Origin of the sequence: Nitrosomonas cryotolerans ATCC 49181, assembly GCF_900143275.1 — a bacterium.
Classification (GTDB): Bacteria; Pseudomonadota; Gammaproteobacteria; order Burkholderiales; family Nitrosomonadaceae; genus Nitrosomonas; species Nitrosomonas cryotolerans.
On sequence record NZ_FSRO01000001.1, the window covers coordinates 898198 to 917766 of the forward strand.

The window sequence follows — 19569 nt, forward strand, 5'->3', positions numbered from 1 at the left end:
ACCATAGTGATAAATAAGGGAATACATTGATTAATCTATGCGTCCGCTCTGATTCAAAATTGGCGTGTTGTAAAATTCGGATGGGCGAATATTCAGATCCCGTTGTGGAAAAGGAATTTTAATATTATTCGCTTTAAAGGCGCGCCGGATTCGTCGATGTATATCGTCGATTACGGGGAGTCTGTCGTCCATGTCACGCACAAACACGCGTAGTGTAAAGTCCAGTGAGCTTTCGCCAAAACCGATAAAAAATACGGATGGTTCCGGATCTTCCAACACCAATGGTGATTCTTCAATAACCTGCTTGAAAATACGCAGCGCTAGTTCTTCATCGGAACCATAGGCGATCCTGACAGGTATGACCACTCGAGTGACCGGATCAGTCAAGGTCCAGTTGATGAGCTTGTCCGTGATAAAAATTTTATTAGGCACTACCAGTTCCCTCTGATCCCAATCGGTGAGGGTTGTTGCACGAATTTGAATACGGCTCACTTTGCCGGTAACATCCCCGACTGTTACGGTATCACCCACCCGGATAGGTCGTTCGAATAATAAAATGATTCCGGATACCATATTGGCAAAAATTTCCTGCAAGCCAAAACCCAGACCTACGCTGATGGCAGCAACGAGCCATTGCACTTCAGACCATCTCCCCCCTAGCTCATTTACGACCGCAATGAAAGTAATCGTAATGACCGCGTAGCGGGTCAGATGGATAAACGCATAACGACTGCCGGAAGTCATGCTGTATCTGCCAACAAAGAATAAATCGATGAGGCTGGGGAAGTTATTAACAAAAATCAGCGTCAAGACTAGATAAAGCAGGCAGAAGAATACATTGACCAACGTAATGGGTTGCAGTGTTTCCTGTCCCTCTATTACGGCGATATGCTGCCACAACACGACTTGGTCGAAAATTGAGAAGGCGGGCATGATGTCACGTAAAACCAGCCAACAGCCCATAACCAGGATAGCAATGGTCATGGCACCGAGTAATTTCTCGCTTTGCTCATTAATTTTGGGGATATCCAATAAGAGCTCTTCTTCCGGATTAATCGTGCTGGTACCTGTCTTGGTTTCTGCCTGCTCCTGCAATTTGCGTTTTTGCCGGGCATTTTGTAACGCCAATTGTCGGTTAGCCAGTACCAACCAACGCAGGCCAATCTCATGTAACAACACAGTAAAAAATATTAACCGGAGTAGAATTACCAGCTTATGCTGCAACTCTAGTGCGCTCTGGTAATAGCCTGCAATAGCAAAGCCGATGATGATGAGTGGGGCCAATACCAGAATGGCATACCAGATATAGCGTAAACGGTATATCCAGCTATTTGGATTTTCCTGATAAAAATCTTTCCCCAATCCTGTGAGAGGGTGAGCGAAACGATGGAATAAATATGCGAGGGCCAGTAAGGCAATGATTAATGCTGTTCTGCCTAATGTATAACTGTGTTCGGAGTAAGTTCCGTCTGCAAACATGCCGATTAGAAACATAGTAGGGACGATAACCAGACGTATCCATTGTAATTGTCCGCGTAATAACTGGATACTGTGCTCTTGCCAGCCAAATAGAGTTTGTACAAATCCACCCGGCCTAAATAATCGGTAGAAAAATTGGATAATCAAAAATGGAATGGCTGCCATTAGCATACCATCTGCTACCGCGTGGCTGAAATCTGCTGCTTGTGTATTGAGGAGTAATAGCCATCCTGGCCAGACCAGCAGCATAAATAGCGGTAATACTAATAAGAAAATATAACCCAAACCATAAAAGGTAAATTCGAAGCGATCCGCATAGGGTTTATTCGCTTTTTCCAATAATTTTTTTAAATGGGTGTTGATTGTTTGTTTGAACCATAGTTGTGAAGAAATGAGAATAAAACCCAGGAATGCGAGTAGCGGGCTGACAGAGATACTATCTTTGATATCGGTTACCAGTTGATGCCAGTGTGATGGATTGCTGAGCCATAGGATAGACTCGATGATTTCCAGTACATAGTGTTTATCAATGACGGGTGCGCTGGGTACCCATAATAAGCGTTCATTAAGATAGTGATTGAATTTTTCTCCCAATTCAACGAGTTGCTGCAGGGAATAGTTGACATCGTCGAGAGCTCTGGAATAGGTTGAATAGACTGAAACGAGCTTTAGAACCAGCTCTCTTTCATTGTTGAGTAATGTGCGTAATTCATCACTCACTTTTAATTTCTCGGCTGCATCAAGATGATTTGAAACATACGACGCCATTCTGGCCGGAATAGCCTGATCGATATCGACTAAAACCCTTTTTTCTTCATCCAGTTGGAACTGTTCCAGACTGGCTAAGGCAATTTCTTCCTGAATATTGTCGAATAAATGTTGACTGTTTTTAGTCAAAGGTAGATTACGGCGCTGTTCGCGTAACAGATTACCCAGGGACGGGCTGAGCCCGGCTAAATTAATTTTTTGCTCGGCACTTTGAAAATCTTTTTCCAATTGTTTATAACGGGCATCAATTCTATTTTTCTGATCAAGATACTGCTCTAGTTTCTTATTAATTTCCTGTAATAACTGGTTATAACGAATATTTTTTCGGGCAGTTTTCTGTATGACGGGATGTTTTCCAGCTGTTTCTCTTTGTGCTTGGATTAGAATCGCCTGTTCTTTTTCAATTTCTCGTTGCCGTTGTTCAATCAGAAAATCATCGATTTGTTTGACCAAATTGGATAGCTGTTTACTTTGTAAATTTAGCAGCTGTAATTCAAGCTTTTTGGCGTCCAGACTGAGTGGATAAGCAATATTTTCCAGCTCGAGCTTGTTTAAGGTCACAGTCAATTTGTTGGCGCGGCTATCCAATTGTGCTTGGCGTGCATTAATTTCCTGCTTACTGAGCACCAGCTTGCTCAGCGCGACCTGCTCCTGCTGAATATTGGCTTGCGTCGTTTTAGCTTCGGCGATCTGTTCTCTGATTTGCTGGGGCCGTTTGAGTTGCTCGTCGATCTGAACTTCCAGCCGGTTAATAGAAGACTTGAGCTCATTTAAATTGGATTTTTCAATAACCAGGCGTTGTTCCAGGTTGCCACTGGGATCTAGGGAGAAATTTTCTTCTAGCTCAGTTTTAAATTGCTTTTCTGTTTCGTGGATTCGTTTTTCCAGTTGCTTGGTTTCAATTGGTAGATTCTTTAACTGACTCTGTATGATCTGAATCTGTTGTTCCAGGATTAATTGCTCTTCGAGATTGGTTTCAGTAGCATGGTAGGCATTCAGGATTCGCTGTTTTAGTGTTTCTTCAAGGTTGGCCTTTTTACTAATAACCTCAATTTTATCGCGAATGATTGTCAGGGATGCCTCTGTTTGTTCCGCATGTTCCGTTTGTGCTGTTTGATTAGTTGGCTTGACAGCCGGTTTGGCAACTTGAGCAAACAATGAGCAGGTTGGCAAAAAAAGAAATAACAGAAAACCGACTACCCAACGTGCTACAACATTCATATCAAATAATTCATGTAGTTTAGAATGGAGCAGAATAACTGATATTGCTAAATTAATCTGCCAGTAGGTCAATACAATATTTAAGATAACTGATCTATCTGTTATCGATAGGAATTCTATTATGAGTGTTACCTTTTCGAAAGGACATGATTTGCAGCAGCGAGCAGATAAAATAACGCGGAGCCGTTCGGCTGATAAATCAGGATTACCACCAGGTTCACTAATACATATCGGCGAAAAACACGCTGCCGAACGCAGTATCTCGGTCATTCAGTATAGTACAGATAAGCTGATAAGACACGATATCCGCGCCATAGGAGAACTCCGGCAGCTACAAAATAAAGCACTCATTACCTGGGTTAATGTTGACGGGTTAAATGACACGAGTGTCATCGAAGAGATCGGTCAGGAATTAAATATTCATCCCTTGGTACTGGAAGATATTCTCAGTACTCATCAGCGTCCGAAATTAGAAGAATACGAAGATTACCTCTATCTGGTGGCCAAGGGGATCAGCCTGGATCGTCAGCAACACTTTCATTTGCAGTACGAGCAAATTAGTATTTTGCTGCTGGCGAATTATGTAGTGACCTTTAAGGAAAAGGCGGATGATACCTTTAAACCCATTTACGCTCATCTGCAAAATGGAAAAGCCCGTTTACGACAATTTGGCAGTGATTATCTGGCTTACGTCATACTCGACACGATTGTTGATGAATATTTCGTGGTGGAAGATAGCCTGGATGAAATAATCGATTCACTAGAAGATGATTTGTTACTCGATGCGAATACGAGAATATTGCGGGATATTCAGCAGCTTCGTCGTGAGCTGATTACCATGAAACGCAGTATTTCTCCGCTGCGTGACCTGCTGGCAATAATCCAGCGTACAGATACCGTATTGTTGCAAGAAAAAACCTTGCGTTATTACGGCGATGTTTATGATCATGTGTTACGAGTCACGGATTCTCTGGATTCCTATCGGGAAAGAATTGCGGCCCTGCAGGATATTTATCTCTCCAGCATCAGTAATAAAATGAATGAAACCATGAAAATTCTGACTATATTTGCATCGATTTTTATTCCGCTGACTTTTATTACGGGTATTTATGGCATGAATTTTGAATATATGCCGGAATTAAAGTGGCGTTGGAGCTATCCGCTTTTATGGGTGTTGTTTATCTGTATCAGTATTGCTTTATTGATTGTTTTTAAAAGAAAAAAATGGCTTTAAAGATAAGGCATCCGCAGGGTAAAACAGGCATCCTGGTTGCTGATCAATATCGTCGGTAGATCTGTTCCAGTACCCCAAGGGTGATATGCTGTTCTAATGGTGTCGCCTTCTCAGAAGGGCAAAAAACGATGACTGTGATGACGCGTTTGGCCAGTTCATTGGTGCTGATAATGACGCGTGGCTCCGCACTGGGGATATCCACGCCGGTTCGTTTTTCTATAAAAGCATTATAACGTTTGGCGACTTCATAGAATTCGGCGGAAAATGCATTGATTTCCTCAACAATCCAGTCATGTAGATCCAAGACATGTATGCCCGGTTCAATAACAATATCAAAACGATGAAATACATACCGTTTAGAGAAATTTAAATTCTTGACTGATTCTGATAAAAACAGGCTATTGGGAATCAAAATCGTTTTGCCTGTAAATTCATAATGATTTGGCGTCTTATCCAATTCCTGTAGTATTGTAGAAAATATATTGTAATCAATAACCTCCCCTCTATGTGGGCCGACTTCGACCCAGTCTCCGATAGAAAAGGCGCCCGAACCCGCACGCATCAATGCGCCGCTAAAGCACAGTATGAGTTCTTTTGTTGCGATAACCAATGCGACAGCAACCGCTGCAATTGAGAGTGCGAAATTGCTTAATTCGGGCCACCAGATACTGAATAATCCGACGAGGATGATTAACCAGGTGAAATTTTTAGCGCGCGCAACCCACTGCCGTTGTCTCTCAGTCAAAATTGCACTATTACGTTTGATGAGATAAATGAGGACGAATCGAATAAATAATAACAGTATGATTAATATACAGCTTTGTGATAATTGACTGTCCATAAAAATGAGCAATGATGGGGGGAGCGTTAAACTCATGGGTAAAGAATACATGGCTTGCTTATTTTGGATGGCAACGAAATTGGGATCAAGTATATAAAGATTCAGATGGCCCGCTTGCGGTTCTAAATGGTGCCCTATCACGAAAAATCAGAAAGTTTACGTAATCCCATTGAAATTAACCGGTTTCATGCGATGGCTGGCAAAGACGCTGCTGCAGAAAAGTCTGATACGGACGATGAAATACCGTATTGGGTTGTAATCGTTCCGATCGCTATTTATATTGACTGTATTGACCACAATGCCATGAATAGGGGCACTCACACGGGAACTATCTGCTTATTCTGAATCTTGCACGTAGGTGCTATATTTTACAGGGAATAGATGGATATGGCGATGATTACGGGCGCAGGCTGGAAATTCATCTTTGTGCGAAAATAAAGCTTATGGTGGTCAACTAAAAAAGTAATATTAGCACATGATGCTGCTGCGTTTTTGTTTTATCAGCAGGTGTTGAAAGCGAGTGAAGTGGTACCGCTTCCTCTCCACGTATCGCTGCCAAGGCTATTTTGACTTTGAATTCTGTTGAATATTGCATGCGTTTCTTGCTCATGATTATGTCTCTCTCTATTTATTTCATATCAGAGCTTAACAACTTGTCCAGTTTTGCGGTGTTACTTCACATTAAGGATTGTGGATTATCTGGCACCCGACGTTGTTAGTAAAAGCCAGATTGAATGGCTGGCTGATTATTTCTACCTGAGAAAGCCTGGGTATGATGAAAGTAGTTTGTTGCGGGTGGTATTAGTTGACGAAAGTGGCGTAATTAAATTACTCAATCATAACGCGGTTAACGGCCACTATGATATCAACTATGATCCGCAGATGGGTTACCACAAGCTGATAAGAAATGAGGAGCGAAAGAGATGGCCGTAGAAAACCGTTTTAACTTGATTGATGAACCTTGGATTCCTATTGTGGATGCGGGGAGAGTGAGCCTAAAACAATTATTTAGCCATTCAAAATATCGCGCATTGGGGGGTAACTCAGTGCAGAAAATTGCGCTGACTAAATTTCTATTAGCTGTTGCCCAGGCAGCGCATACACCAGAGGATGATAATGACTGGACCCAAATCCAGTCGGCAGGTTTGGCTGACAGCTGTCTGCAATATCTCGATCGCTGGCATGATCGGTTTTACTTATACGGCACAAAACCATTCTTGCAGATGCCGGTTTTGGATCATTTGATCAGAGACGAGAAACCTAAATCGTTTGGAGCTGGTTTTTATCCAGATGTGTTATCGGATAACAATACGGTTTTGACCCAATATCAGATCGAAAGAAAGCTGAGTGATGCCGAAAAAGCAATTTTTATTATCACGATGATGAATTTTGCATTTGGGGGCAAACGTGTGCATAAAAATATTCCCCCGCTTACGCCAAATTATCAGGGTAAAAGCATTTCCGCTAAATCTGCGCCTAGTCTGGGAAATTATGTCGGTTATCTGCATTCGTATCTCATCGGCGACTCGGTACAAGAGACAATCTGGCTGAATTTAATGACGCTAGAGAAAATTAAAGAGACCGGAATTTGGGAAAATGAATTAGGTCAACCGCCGTGGGAAGAAATGCCTTCTGGAGAAGATTGTGAGGTTGCTCGGCGGTTAAAAAAATCCTACATGGGATGTTTGCTTGCAATGTCCAGATTTGTATTCTTAAAAGAGGGGGGTATTTTTTATCTTGAAGGCATTCAATATCCCAGCCATAAAGAAGGATGGATTGAACCCAGTATTAGTTTGAGTCAAAAAGATGATGCTACTCGGAAGGTTCTTTGGCTAGATGTGGAGAAAAAACCTTGGCGTGAATTGACTGCTTTACTTTCATTTTTAGCCGTTAGAAATGAGGCAGACTTTGATTGCCAACAAATTAGATTAGGTTTTGAAAGAATAAAGCGGTGGGAAAAACCGGTAGGGATCTGGTCAGGCGGCTTAAAGGTCAGGGGATCAAGTGGAGATCAATCCGTAAAACAGAATGATGATTTCATTGAGTCTTACGTTGTTTTACCCGCTCCTGATTTGATCACGGGCAAAGAGAGTGCCTGGTTTGGAAATCTTTCAGTGGAAATGAGTCAGTTAGATTTTCTTTCTAAAACTGTTTATGGCACAACCTGTAATTATTTTAAAAGCCAGGGCCAGGAGAATAAAGCGAAGGTCAGGGAGCAGGCGCAGCTGGCGAGTAATCTTTTCTGGCAGCTATGCGAACAATTTTTTCAGGATCTGCTGGAAGCATGCGATAACGCAAATAAAACGCGGCGTATGCGTCGGATTTTTAAGCAATCCGCCTATAAAGCATACGATAATTATTGTGCAAAAGATACGGCCCGTCAGCTGGATGCCTGGGTAAAAAATCGTCCCAATTTAAGTCATTATTATGAAAATCTTACCAGGAAGCCATCATGAACAATGATATCGGACACGAAACAAAAGAAAAGATGGATTCTTCTCGTAAGAAACAGGAAGCATTTGTTGATTACATCATCCATTGTTGTCAGATTGACAGTGGGTTGCGCGCTGCACTCAAACGCGCTGACAATCCGGCCACGGAATACCAAAGTTGGGAAATACTGGCAGGTTTTCAAATTAATCTGGAGAAAGAAAATCAGCGTTTACCTTATGCGAGTATTGCAGCTGCGATTGCCCGAGCAAAAATTGATCAGAATGGTGTCGTTAAAATCGGACAAGCGATTGCGCGGTGCTATGAGGACGGCAACGCGAGCGCCCAGGCCAAAATCAAATTACGCCGCTTGTTAGCCTGCGACTCGGTACCTGAAGTTTGTCGTATTTTACGCGCATTGTTTAGTCTGATTGAGTCTAGGAGTAATATTATTCTGGATTATTCCAGTTTGTTGAATGATTTATTGCTGTTTAGCTTGAATGAAAGGCAGGCGGGCATTAAAACAGCCTGGGCACAAGGATTTTACAGTAAATCTGTCGAAGGAAATCAGGATGAGTGAAGATCACTTAAACGATATTCTGGCTTATGCCAGTGTATTGCGATTAAGTCGTACTGACATCAAAACCCTTAAAGTTAAGGATGCTTACGCCCTGCATAAAGTCGTATATGGTCTGTTTGAAGATGTGCGTTCAGATGTTGAAAAGCGAACCAGCATTCCCAGTGGCATTATTTATGCAGATAAAGGCGGTGATTTTAATACACGGAAAATCCTGTTGTTGTCTAATCGCAGGCCACATCAGACACCGCAGTTTGGTGAAGTACAGAGCAAACCTATTTACTCTGGTTTTCTAACACATGCACACTATGCCTTCCAGATTACTGTGAATCCCAGTAAGCGTGACAATAAGACGGGCAAAGTTGTGCCAATTCGCGGACGGGAATGCATTGAGGAATGGTTTAAAGAACACGCGCTGAAATCCTGGGGGTTCAGTGTCAATCCTGATAGCCTGCAAACCGAACGAATCAGTGTTCAGACTTTTGAAAAATCAGGAAAGCGCGTTACCCACGGCAGTGCTGTGCTCAAAGGTCAGTTGACAGTCATCGACCATGGTCATTTTATGCGAAGTTTTACCCAGGGTATAGGACGTGGCAGGGCATTCGGTTTTGGGTTATTACAAATAATCCCTTTAACTGCGGCTTAATCTTTTAATTTCGTTAATTGGAAAAATCATAAAAATGAACATTGATAACCCACTCAAGAATTTGCGTATTGAATTTCACATCTTGCAATCTTTTCCGGTTACTTGCCTCAATCGTGATGATGTGGGTGCACCTAAAACTGCCATCATTGGTGGGGTACAACGCGCTCGCGTCAGCTCACAGGCATGGAAACGCCCTGTACGTATGGCAATGCATGAGCTGGGCGGAACTTACGGTACTCGGACCAAGTTTATCGGTAAACTCATTTCTGATGCATGTGTTGCACAAGGTGCAACAGCTGAACAAGCACAGGCCTGTGGCGATAAGATTGAAGGCGCTTTTATCAAGAAAAAAGAACCCAAGAAACCAAAAAAGGATAAAGAAAGTGCTGCTGAAAGCGAAGCAGAAGAAATGAAAACAGAAGCCGATTCCGAGAAATCGGATACCTTGCTTTTCTTAAGTCCGAATGAGGTTGCCAGTATTGTGAATGCTTTTGCAGAAAAAGGATTTAACCAGAATGAAGTCATCACCAAAAAAGAGCAGAAACAACAGGCGAAAGAAATTTCCGGATTAATTAAGAACGTATCTAAAGCGATTGATGCAGCCGATATTGCGCTTTTTGGACGTATGGTTGCTCAGGCGGCTGACTTGAGTATCGAGGCTGCCGCGTCATTCTCCCATGCGATTTCCACTCACAGAGTCAGCAATGAGATTGAGTTTTTTACTGCGCTGGATGACCTCGCCACCGAGCCGGGCTCTGCACACATGGGTATTCTGGAATTTAATTCGGCTACTTATTACCGCTATGTGAGTCTGGATCTGGGTCAGCTTTATCAAACACTGGCGGGGCAAAATGTACCTGAAGTCGTCGAAAAATTCACCAAGGCGCTGTTTGTTGCCGTACCTGCCGCGCGTCAATCCACGCAGTCAGGCGCCTCACCTTGGGAATTTGCCAAGGTGCTGGTGCGCAAAGGCCAGCGTCTGCAGATTCCATTTGAGACAGCAATCAAGGCTAAGAACGAGGGCTTTATCGAACCCAGCATTGACACCATGATGAATTATTTAGCGAAACAAGAAAAACTGCATGGCAGCTTGTTTGGCAAGCAAGCGGAATATACCTATGGACGGGATGATCATTTTAATATTGATGATTTGATTACAGCACTCAAACGGCATGCCGCGGGTGAGTCTGTCAGAGAGCAGGTCAATGCATAATTCTTATCTATTATTATGGCTGGAGGCACCGTTACAGTCATGGGGGTTTGATTCCAGGTTTGGACGGCGGGATACACTGACTTTTCCGACTAAATCGGGTGTGCTGGGTCTGGTATGTGCTGCATTGGGTGCAGGTGGTGAGCAACGAATGTTTCTATCCAGGTTCGCCGCACTCACACTCACGGTGGTTTCTTTTGTACGCAGTAAACAACGCGCGAATGGGGTTATCAAACAGGATCGGGAGCCTTTATTGCGCGACTTCCACATGGTTGGCAGTGGTTATGACGATCGGGATCCGTGGGCGAGCTTATTGATTCCCAGAACTTATGAGGGAAAAAAGGCGGTGGGAGGCGGTGCCAAAATGACTTATCGTTATTATTTACAGGATGCCGCTTTTGCTGTGGCGCTGGAAGTGCCGGCTGATCAAGCTGAGGCGATAGCACAAGCTTTGCAGAATCCCGTATGGGATATTTATCTCGGGCGTAAAAGTTGTGTTCCAACTGATTTTATTTATCGTGGAACCTTTGCTGCTGAAACAGCAGCGTTGGAACAAGGACATGCGATTGCGAAAGAGAAAAACCGTATCGAGGATTTTCGAGTGTTGCAGGGTGCGCTCGATAAAGATCAAGCGGATGCAGTTTTTACTATCAACGATGTTCCGCTGCAGTTTGGAATAGAAAAATGCTACAGCGATCGTCAGGTGAGTTTGATTAATGCCAGATGAAACGACGTCATTGAAGGTATCCGGTAATCGATTGCTGATCAAGGTAACGCGCGATAGCTTGCCACGGGTCAAAGATAAATATCGATTTATCAATCTGTTGTCTTCCTCACGCCCGTGGGGTTGTTTCCAGGCGACGCTTCCACGAACACGACTTGCCCGTGTCTTCCCCACGCCCGTGGGGCGTTTCTCCATACACTGTTATTTCTACGGCTACTGATCCGCGTCTCTGTCTTGAAGTGTCTTCTCCATGTTTGTGAAAGGGTCTTGTTGCTGTACAATTTCAGATGCAACATCTCGGTTTTCCCCACGCCTGTGGAGGTGTTTCTAATTCTATTTTGCGGAGGTGTTGTCGGGATCAGTCTTCCTCACACCCGTGGGGTTGTTTCTTAAGAGGCCATCCAGTCGACTAAATGATTTTCGTTTTCCCCATGCGTGTGTGGGTATTTTTTTGGAAATATTTGCCGTTATCTAATATGCAGCGCCTTCCCCATGTCTGTGGGGGTGTTTCACCCGATTGGGCTGTAATAGCTTAATCTTGCTTGATCTTCCTCACATCTGTGGGGGTGTTTCTATATCACAACCGCTATATTGATCGCATGGACTGTCTTCCCCACGCTTGTGGGGATGTTTCTTGTGCCTGGTTTTTCTGCGGATTCTTTTCTCATCAAGGCTTTTCCGCGTCAACACCGGTATCTGGAATACGGCAAAACTGTTTACCTGTGAAAGAGTAACAGGACAGATCAAAATGATTGCGCGATAACGGTATATGTAATAAGGTGCCCAATCATATTTGGTAATAAGAAGTCTGAAAGTGCCGCAACACACTGCTTTAACGCTCGAATATCAGTCTCACGCCCAGCGTGAACGTCTGGCGTTTATTGATTTTTGCCTGCAATACCACGGCGCTGTGGGGCGAGGTGAGTTGATGGCGCACTTCGGCACGGCGGTCGCCTCTGGTGCGCGAGATTTTGCCCTGTACCGCGAGCGGGCGCCGAATAACCTGGTGCTGCGCCACGGAAACAAGCGCTACTACCGCACAGATTGCTTCCAACCCTTGTTTCATCACGACAGCCGAGCGGTTCTGAACACGCTGGCCCATGGCTTTGACGACGGGTTAACGATGCCGCAGGTCGAATCCGGTTTCTGCGAGGATGTACCCGATCTGATTGCATCATCACAAGGCGTGCTGGCCACCTTGTCCAGGGCTATCAATCAGGGCCAGGCGGTGCGGCTGGCTTACTTACCTCTGAATTCGGGACAAAGCGAGCGAGTGATCGTGCCGCACAGTATCATCAACAACGGCCAGCGCTGGCACGTGCGTGGTTTCTGCCGCAAACAAAATCAGTTCCGGGATTTTGTCTGTACCCGCGTCACTAATAGCCATATTAACGATACACCCGTGGTGGCACATGAACAGCAGGTTGCTGACACGGAGTGGAACCATTGGCTTACCCTGGAGCTGGTTCCGCATCCGGGGCATCGCCACCCCGAGGCTGTCGCGCTTGATTTCAACATGTCCCGAGAAAACAACCAGCCTGTGCGTCGGCTCAAAATCCGCGTCGCTCGGGCAGGCTACCTATTGCACCACTGGCAGGTGGATCTCAGCCCCGATCACCACCTGCCTGCTCATGAATACCACCTGTGGCTCAGCAATAGCAACACAATCTGTCACAACACCCTTGCCCTTTAACGAATATGACGCTGACACCGGGCTTTGTTGCCCCAGGCGAAGCGCCCATGAATAATACTGCCAGCCAGCCAGCCAGCCAGCCAGCCAGCCAGCCAGCCAGCCAGCCAGCCAGCCAGCCAGCCAGCCAGCCGATAACAGCACGAGGTCATAATGAATAACACTGAACAATCGTTCCTCAAGGAACTGGATGACAAACTCTGGAAAGCGGCCGATAAGCTGCGGGCTAACCTGGACGCCGCCAACTACAAGCATGTGGTGCTGGGTTTGATTTTCCTGAAATATGTGTCCGATGCCTTTGAAGAACGTCAACGACAACTGCTGAAGATGTTCCAGACTGGAGAGGCCGACAACATCTATTACCTGCCGCGCGACGATTTCGACAGTGATGGCGACTACCAGCAGGCGTTGGCCGATGAGCTGGAGCTTCTCGATTATTATCGTGAAGCCAACGTGTTTTGGGTACCCAAGACGGCTCGCTGGAGTACCTTAAAGGAAAAGGCCACCTTACCAACCGGTTCGGTGCTGTGGACGGATGATCAGGGTAATGCTGTCAAGCTGCGCTCTGTCTCATGGCTGATCGATAACGCGCTGGAAGAAATCGAAAAGAGCAACGCCAGACTCAAGGGTATTTTGAACCGTATCAGCCAGTACCAGCTGGACAACGACAAACTGATTGGTCTGATCAACTCTTTTTCCGATACCTCCTTCTCCAACCCGGAATATAAAGGCCAGCCACTCAACCTGCACAGCAAAGACATCCTCGGCCATGTATACGAGTATTTCCTCGGTCAGTTCGCCTTGGCCGAAGGCAAGCAGGGCGGCCAATACTACACGCCGAAAAGCATTGTTACCTTGATTGTGGAAATGCTGCAGCCTTACTCCGGTCGGGTATATGACCCGGCCATGGGATCGGGCGGTTTCTTCGTCTCCAGCGACAAGTTCATCGAGCAACACGCCAGCGAACAACACTATGACGCCGCCGAGCAGAAAAAGCACATCTCGGTCTACGGACAAGAATCTAATCCCACCACCTGGAAGCTGGCCGCCATGAATATGGCTATTCGCGGCATCGACTTTAACTTCGGCAAGAAAAACGCCGACACCTTTCTCGACGATCAGCACCCGGACTTGCGCGCCGACTTTGTCATGGCCAATCCGCCGTTCAACATCAAAGATTGGTGGAGCGAGTCCCTGGCGGAAGACGTGCGCTGGCAATACGGCACTCCGCCCAAAGGCAATGCCAACTTTGGCTGGATGCAACACATGCTGCACCACTTAGCCCCGACCGGCTCCATGGCGTTGCTGTTGGCCAACGGCTCCATGAGCTCCAACACCAATAACGAAGGCGAAATCCGCAAGCGCCTGATTGAGGAAGACCTGGTGGAATGCATGGTGGCGCTGCCAGGGCAGTTATTCACCAATACCCAGATTCCGGCTTGTATCTGGTTTTTAACCAAGGATAAAGGTGTAAGAAGTAACGCGACCGGCGCTGCCTTCAGCGATAGAAAAGGGCAAATCCTGTTTATTGATGCCCGCAATCTGGGCTACATGCGCGACCGGGTGCTGCGCGACTTCACCTTTGATGACATTGCCAAAGTGACTGACACTTTCCATGCGTGGCAACAAGGTGATGGCTACAAAGATATCGCCGGCTTCTGCAAATTCGCCAGCCTGGATGAGATCAAGAAACACGATTTCGTGTTGACCCCCGGGCGCTATGTGGGTGCAGAGGAGCAGATCGAGGACGGCGAGCCCTTTGTCGAAAAAATGGCGCGATTGACCGGACAGTTACAGGAGCAGTTTGCCGAGAGTAAGCGACTGGAAGCAGAGATCAAGCGGAACCTTGGGGGGATTGGGTATGAAGTTTAATACTCGCCTAGGTGAAATTGCAGAAGTAATTATGGGGCAGTCACCCAAAGGTGATGAAGTAAATAATTCAGGGAGCGGCTGTCCACTTCTAAACGGACCAACTGAGTTCACCCGGCGTCACCCCGAACCAGTTCAATATACTGAAAATGGTAGGAGGTTTGCAGAGAAAGGAGATCTTCTCTTTTGCGTTCGTGGCTCAACCACTGGGCGAATGAATTATGCAGATCAGAGATATGCAATTGGCAGAGGTATTGGAGCAATCAGAGGGAAAAACGGCTACCCAACTCCATATCTGCGTGCAATCATAGAGCAAAATTTAGATCGGCTGCTACAAGCTGTGACCGGTTCCACATTTCCGAATGTAGGCCGAGACACCTTAAATAATTTTGAAGTAGCAAGTGTTGATCAAGACGCAGCCAGTCTTATAAATCAATTTCTTGTTTCGCTTGAGGATAAGATTTATCTGAACTCACAGATCAACCAAACCCTCGAACAAATGGCGCAGACGATTTTCAAAAGCTGGTTTGTCGACTTCGAGCCGGTCAAAGCAAAGATGGCGGCACTGCAAGCCGGTGGCAGTGAACAAGACGCCTTGTTAGCTGCTATGCAGGCGATCTCTGGCAAGGATGAGGATCATTTGAGTCGTCTGCAAGCCGAGCAACCGGAACAATATGCCGAGCTGAAAGCTACCGCTGAGTTGTTCCCCTCTGCCATGCAGGACAGCGAACTGGGCGAGATTCCGGAGGGATGGAGCGTTAGGCCATTGGCTGACCTTATTGAATTCAATCCGCGACGGATACTAAAAAAAGGCACTTTAGCCCCGTATCTGGACATGAAGAATGTGCCGACTTCAGGTCATCTCGCGGAAGAGATTGTTTATCGAGGGATGAGCAGTGGAACCAAATTTATTAATGGGGACACTTTACTAGCCAGAATTACCCCCTGTCTTGAAAACGGAAAAACAGCTTACGTTGATTTTCTGTATGAAGGTCAAGTTGGTTGGGGATCTACGGAATACATTGTAATGAGACCTCAGAAAGGCTACCCAGAATCTATTGGCTATTTCGTGGCTCGTGATGCCAACTTCAGGCAATACGCGATTCAGTCGATGACCGGCACAAGTGGGCGCCAAAGAGCTAATGCCAAGGCTTTGGCGGAATTGCCGTGGATCATCTATCCAAAAGATGTTGTAGATGCATTCGACAGAATTGCACAGCTGTACTTGAGGCTTGCTAGGAAACACGGGGATGAATCCAAATCTCTTTCTCAGATACGAGACACACTTCTCCCCAAGCTCCTCTCCGGCGAGTTGGCTATTTCTAGCGTAACTGAGGCCGAGGAGGCTGAAGCATGACCACGCGTGTACAAATGATTATCCAAACGCTGCAAGTGTATCCTGAGCGTAAGTTTACCGCCCGTGAGTTGGCTAAAAAGCAATGTCCGAATGTGGCGACTCGCGATAAACCCAGGCCTCGGGTCTATTATTGGCAGCGCAACCCCGTGCCAGCCATCAGCCAGATTCTTATTCCTGCTAAAGAACGCCCCAATGTTGACTGGCAGTCAGCCAACCGTATCGCAGTAGAAAACAAGGATTTTCATCATTACATCGATCAGGTCAGTATCTACAATCAAACCGATCGTTTAGTGGCCAGTGCCTGGAATAAATAAAAGGGATTGATGCAAGATGATGACCGAAGATCGACTGGAACAGCTCTGTCTGGAGTGGTTTTCTGAGAATGGCTGGGAGATAGGTTATGGGCCGGATATCGCCTATGATGGCCCCACCCCGGAACGTAAAGACTACCGTCAGGTGTTGTTATTAGCCGATCTTGAGACCGCCATCGGCCGCATTAATCCGCACTTGCCCGCCAGCGCGGTTGATCAAGCAGTTGCACTGGTGCGCAAGCCGGAGAGTTTGGATATCGTGACCAGCAATCGCGCTTTTCATCGGCTATTACTGGAGGGGGTGCCCGTTGAATACAAGCGGGATGACAAGGTGGTGCACGACCGGGCTTTTCTGATTGATTTTGAACATCTCGCGGCCAACCGCTTTCGGGTCATCAACCAGTTCACTATCGAAGGCAGCAAGCAACCGCGCCGCCCGGATGTGATCTGTTTTATCAATGGTCTGCCATTGGCGGTATTAGAGCTGAAAAACCCTACCGCCAAGAACGCCGATATCTGGGATGCCTTCAACCAGCTTCAGACCTACAAAGACGAAGTGTCCGATCTGTTTGTCTATAACGAAGTCCTGGTGATTAGTGATGGCTTCAATGCCCGTATCGGCTCGCTGACCGCCAACCAGGAGCGCTTTATGCCCTGGCGTACTCTTAAGCACGAGGATGACAAGCCGCTGCTGGAATGGCAGTTGGAAACCATGGTGCGGGGCTTCTTTGACCGGGAATTGTTACTTGATTACATTCGCTACTTCGTTATTTTCGGAACCGATGCCGATCATCTGATCAAGAAAATAGCCGGTTATCACCAGTTTCACGCAGTGCGCGAGGCGGTGAAAGCCACCGTGATCGCCGCTCAGATGCCTGAGGGCAATAGGGTTGAGGAAAAGCGCGCTACCTATGGCGATGAAGTGGTGCCGGGCAGCAAGAAGGCGGGTGTGGTCTGGCATACCCAAGGCTCCGGCAAGAGTATTTCCATGTGCTGTTATGCGGGTAAATTATTACAGCAACCAGAAATGAACAACCCGACTTTGCTCGTGGTGACCGACCGCAACGACCTGGACGGCCAGCTGTTCGCGACCTTCAGCGCAGCCAAAGCGCTTTTAAAACAAACGCCGGTGCAAGCCGAAGACCGCGATAAGTTACGTCAATTGCTGGCTGAGCGCGAATCCGGCGGTATTATTTTTACCACCGTGCAAAAATTCGCGTTGCTAGGTGATGAGTCCGGCCACCCGATTCTGAACGATCGGCACAATATTGTGGTGATTTCTGATGAGGCACACCGCAGCCAATATGGCTTGAAAGCCACACTTAAAACCGATGGCAGCTATAAATTCGGCTATGCCAGGCATATGCGCGATGCTTTGCCCAATGCCGCCTTTATCGGTTTTACCGGTACGCCGATTGCCAACGAAGACAAAGATACCCGCGCCGTGTTTGGCGATTATGTGTCTATTTACGACATTCAGGATGCGGTGGACGATGGTGCGACTGTGCCTATCTATTATGAATCGCGGCTGGCCAGGCTGGATCTTAATCATGACCTGATCGAGTCGTTGTCCAATGAAGTTGAGGAAGTCGTTGAGGACGAAGAAGACATCAGCCAGCGCGAGAAAACCAAAGGTGAATGGAGCCGGCTGGAGAAGTTGGTCGGCTCAAGTCCGCGTTTGAAGCAGGTGGCTGCCGATCTGGTGGATCATTTTGAAACCCGCTCCAGATCCATGGATGGTAAGGCCATGATTGTGGCTATGAGCCGGGATATCTGTGTGCAGCTGTACAACGAAATTGTCACCCTGCGCCCGGAATGGGACGACCCGGAGCCAGAGAAAGGCGTGATCAAGGTGGTGATAACCGGCTCGGCCTCTGACAAGCCGCTGTTGCAACCGCATATCTACAGCAAGCAGACCAAGAAGCGGCTGGAAAAGCGCTTCAAAGACAGTAGCGATCCGCTCAAGCTGGTGATTGTGCGCGACATGTGGCTGACCGGCTTTGATGCTCCTTGCTGCCATACCATGTATGTGGATAAGCCCATGAAGGGCCATAACTTGATGCAGGCCATTGCCCGCGTTAACCGGGTGTTCAAGAACAAGCCCGGCGGTCTGGTGGTGGACTATATCGGCATCGCCAACGAGCTGAAGCAGGCCCTGAAAACCTACAGCGATGCCAAGGGTAGGGGTGAGCCGACCCACAGCGTCGGGGAAGCCTTCGCTGTCATGTTGGAAAAGCTGGATGTCATCCACGGCATGTTTGCGCCTGGGCCCAAAGGCAAGGGCTTTGACTACAGTCGCTTTGAACATGGGGCTACCAGGTTGCTGATCCCCACCGCTAATTATGTACTGGGGTTGGCAGATGGCAAGCAGCGTTTTCTTGATGCTGTGTTGGCGATGAATAAGGCGTATTCACTCTGTAGTACATTGGATGAAGCGCGTGCCTATCACAAAGAAGTGGCGTTCTTGTCGGCGGTGAAAGCCGCGATCACCAAGCATACCAGCGTGGACAAGAAGCAGACCCAGGATGGAAAAGACGCCGTCCTCAAGCAGATTCTGGATAGCGCCGTGGTAGCCAAAGGCGTGACTGATGTGTTTGCCTTGTGCGGACTGGACAAACCCAACATTGGCTTGCTGTCAGATGAATTTTTGGAAGATGTACGGCAAATGCCCTACAAGAACTTCGCGGTGGAGTTGTTGGAGAAGCTGCTGAAAGACAGCATTAAGGCGCGTACCCGTAACAACGTGGTGCAGGAGAAGAAATACGGTGATCGGCTGCAGGAAACTCTGCGCAAGTACAACAACCGCGGCATTGAAACCGCGCAGGTGATCGAGGAACTGATTGCCATGGCTAAGCAGTTTCAGGCCGAACTGGCGCGCGATACTGCCCTGGGCTTGAATCCGGATGAAGTCGCCTTCTACGATGCGCTGGCCAACAATGAAAGCGCTGTGCGTGAGTTGGGCGACGAGACCCTGAAGAAAATCGCCGTTGAAATTACCGAAAAACTGCGTAAATCCACCACTGTAGATTGGCAGGTGAGGGAAAGCGTGCGCGCCAGACTGCGGATTCTGGTACGGCGGACGTTGCAACGGTACAAATATCCGCCGGACAAGGCCCCGGAAGCCATAGAGCTGATTCTCCAGCAGGCTGAAGTGCTATCGAGCCAGTGGAGTGGCTGACTGTGCCGAATTTACAGGTCTGAGAAAGAACGGC

17 protein-coding genes are annotated in these 19569 nt (G+C 47.0%); 13 read left to right on the forward strand and 4 right to left on the reverse strand.

All coding sequences use genetic code 11. The annotated features are described in order from the left end of the window. Positions 1 to 30: 30 nt before the first annotated feature. Positions 31 to 3468, reverse strand: coding sequence for a mechanosensitive ion channel domain-containing protein (locus BUQ89_RS04010; protein ID WP_028460665.1), 3438 nt, complete (start codon positions 3466 to 3468; stop codon positions 31 to 33). Between the two features lie 121 nt (positions 3469 to 3589). On the opposite strand from BUQ89_RS04010, the gene corA reads away from it, so the two are divergent. Beyond that, complete coding sequence (gene corA, locus BUQ89_RS04015; RefSeq protein ID WP_051537475.1) at positions 3590 to 4702, forward strand: magnesium/cobalt transporter CorA; 1113 nt, start codon at positions 3590 to 3592, stop codon at positions 4700 to 4702. A gap of 43 nt (positions 4703 to 4745) precedes the next feature. Here corA and BUQ89_RS04020 read toward each other — a convergent pair whose 3' ends face one another. Then, a complete protein-coding gene (locus BUQ89_RS04020) occupies positions 4746 to 5684 on the reverse strand; it encodes a mechanosensitive ion channel domain-containing protein (RefSeq protein ID WP_143071198.1) in 939 nt (312 codons plus the stop codon). Positions 5685 to 5997: 313 nt separating this feature from the next. After that, positions 5998 to 6153, reverse strand: coding sequence for a hypothetical protein (locus BUQ89_RS13680; RefSeq protein ID WP_177183563.1), 156 nt, complete (start codon positions 6151 to 6153; stop codon positions 5998 to 6000). 80 nt (positions 6154 to 6233) lie between these two features. On the opposite strand from BUQ89_RS13680, the gene BUQ89_RS04030 reads away from it, so the two are divergent. The 8 genes from BUQ89_RS04030 (at position 6234) to BUQ89_RS04060 (ending at position 12823) form a co-directional block, all read left to right on the forward strand. After that, positions 6234 to 6476 carry a hypothetical protein gene (locus BUQ89_RS04030; RefSeq protein ID WP_028460668.1) on the forward strand — a complete coding sequence of 81 codons (243 nt, stop codon included), beginning with the start codon at positions 6234 to 6236 and terminating at the stop codon, positions 6474 to 6476. Then, positions 6467 to 7999, forward strand: coding sequence for a type I-E CRISPR-associated protein Cse1/CasA (gene casA, locus BUQ89_RS04035; RefSeq protein WP_028460669.1), 1533 nt, complete (start codon positions 6467 to 6469; stop codon positions 7997 to 7999). Before BUQ89_RS04030 ends, casA begins: the two co-directional genes overlap by 10 nt. After that, the gene (gene casB / locus BUQ89_RS04040) at positions 7996 to 8553 is read left to right on the forward strand and encodes a type I-E CRISPR-associated protein Cse2/CasB (RefSeq protein WP_036572415.1); all 558 of its coding nucleotides are present in this window, start codon (positions 7996 to 7998) and stop codon (positions 8551 to 8553) included. Before casA ends, casB begins: the two co-directional genes overlap by 4 nt. Beyond that, a complete protein-coding gene (cas6e, locus tag BUQ89_RS04045) occupies positions 8546 to 9196 on the forward strand; it encodes a type I-E CRISPR-associated protein Cas6/Cse3/CasE (protein ID WP_028460671.1) in 651 nt (216 codons plus the stop codon). The genes casB and cas6e overlap by 8 nt, the downstream gene beginning before the upstream one ends. A 34-nt stretch (positions 9197 to 9230) precedes the next feature. Next, positions 9231 to 10409 carry a type I-E CRISPR-associated protein Cas7/Cse4/CasC gene (gene cas7e / locus BUQ89_RS04050; RefSeq protein WP_051537476.1) on the forward strand — a complete coding sequence of 393 codons (1179 nt, stop codon included), beginning with the start codon at positions 9231 to 9233 and terminating at the stop codon, positions 10407 to 10409. Beyond that, on the forward strand, positions 10402 to 11133 hold the full coding sequence (gene cas5e / locus BUQ89_RS04055) for a type I-E CRISPR-associated protein Cas5/CasD (protein ID WP_028460672.1): 732 nt from the start codon (positions 10402 to 10404) through the stop codon (positions 11131 to 11133). Before cas7e ends, cas5e begins: the two co-directional genes overlap by 8 nt. Further along, positions 11123 to 11350 carry a hypothetical protein gene (locus BUQ89_RS13470; protein WP_143071199.1) on the forward strand — a complete coding sequence of 76 codons (228 nt, stop codon included), beginning with the start codon at positions 11123 to 11125 and terminating at the stop codon, positions 11348 to 11350. Before cas5e ends, BUQ89_RS13470 begins: the two co-directional genes overlap by 11 nt. Positions 11351 to 11944: 594 nt before the next feature. Then, positions 11945 to 12823: a WYL domain-containing transcriptional regulator gene (locus BUQ89_RS04060; protein ID WP_028460673.1), complete on the forward strand. Its 879-nt coding sequence runs from the start codon at positions 11945 to 11947 to the stop codon at positions 12821 to 12823. Here the strand turns inward: BUQ89_RS04060 and BUQ89_RS13685 are convergent. Continuing rightward, complete coding sequence (locus BUQ89_RS13685; RefSeq protein ID WP_178377640.1) at positions 12820 to 12972, reverse strand: hypothetical protein; 153 nt, start codon at positions 12970 to 12972, stop codon at positions 12820 to 12822. The two genes, BUQ89_RS04060 and BUQ89_RS13685, sit on opposite strands and share 4 nt — an antisense overlap. A 1-nt stretch (position 12973) precedes the next feature. On the opposite strand from BUQ89_RS13685, the gene BUQ89_RS04065 reads away from it, so the two are divergent. Genes BUQ89_RS04065 through BUQ89_RS04080 form a run of 4 tightly spaced genes read left to right on the forward strand, consistent with a single transcriptional unit; the run spans position 12974 to position 19535 of the window. Continuing rightward, positions 12974 to 14692: a class I SAM-dependent DNA methyltransferase gene (locus tag BUQ89_RS04065; RefSeq protein ID WP_028460674.1), complete on the forward strand. Its 1719-nt coding sequence runs from the start codon at positions 12974 to 12976 to the stop codon at positions 14690 to 14692. Continuing rightward, a complete protein-coding gene (locus BUQ89_RS04070) occupies positions 14682 to 16046 on the forward strand; it encodes a restriction endonuclease subunit S (RefSeq protein WP_036572418.1) in 1365 nt (454 codons plus the stop codon). The genes BUQ89_RS04065 and BUQ89_RS04070 overlap by 11 nt, the downstream gene beginning before the upstream one ends. Continuing rightward, complete coding sequence (locus BUQ89_RS13185; RefSeq protein WP_051537477.1) at positions 16043 to 16360, forward strand: hypothetical protein; 318 nt, start codon at positions 16043 to 16045, stop codon at positions 16358 to 16360. The genes BUQ89_RS04070 and BUQ89_RS13185 overlap by 4 nt, the downstream gene beginning before the upstream one ends. Positions 16361 to 16376: 16 nt before the next feature. Next, positions 16377 to 19535: a type I restriction endonuclease subunit R gene (locus tag BUQ89_RS04080; protein WP_218146718.1), complete on the forward strand. Its 3159-nt coding sequence runs from the start codon at positions 16377 to 16379 to the stop codon at positions 19533 to 19535. The last annotated feature ends 34 nt before the right edge of the window (positions 19536 to 19569 follow it).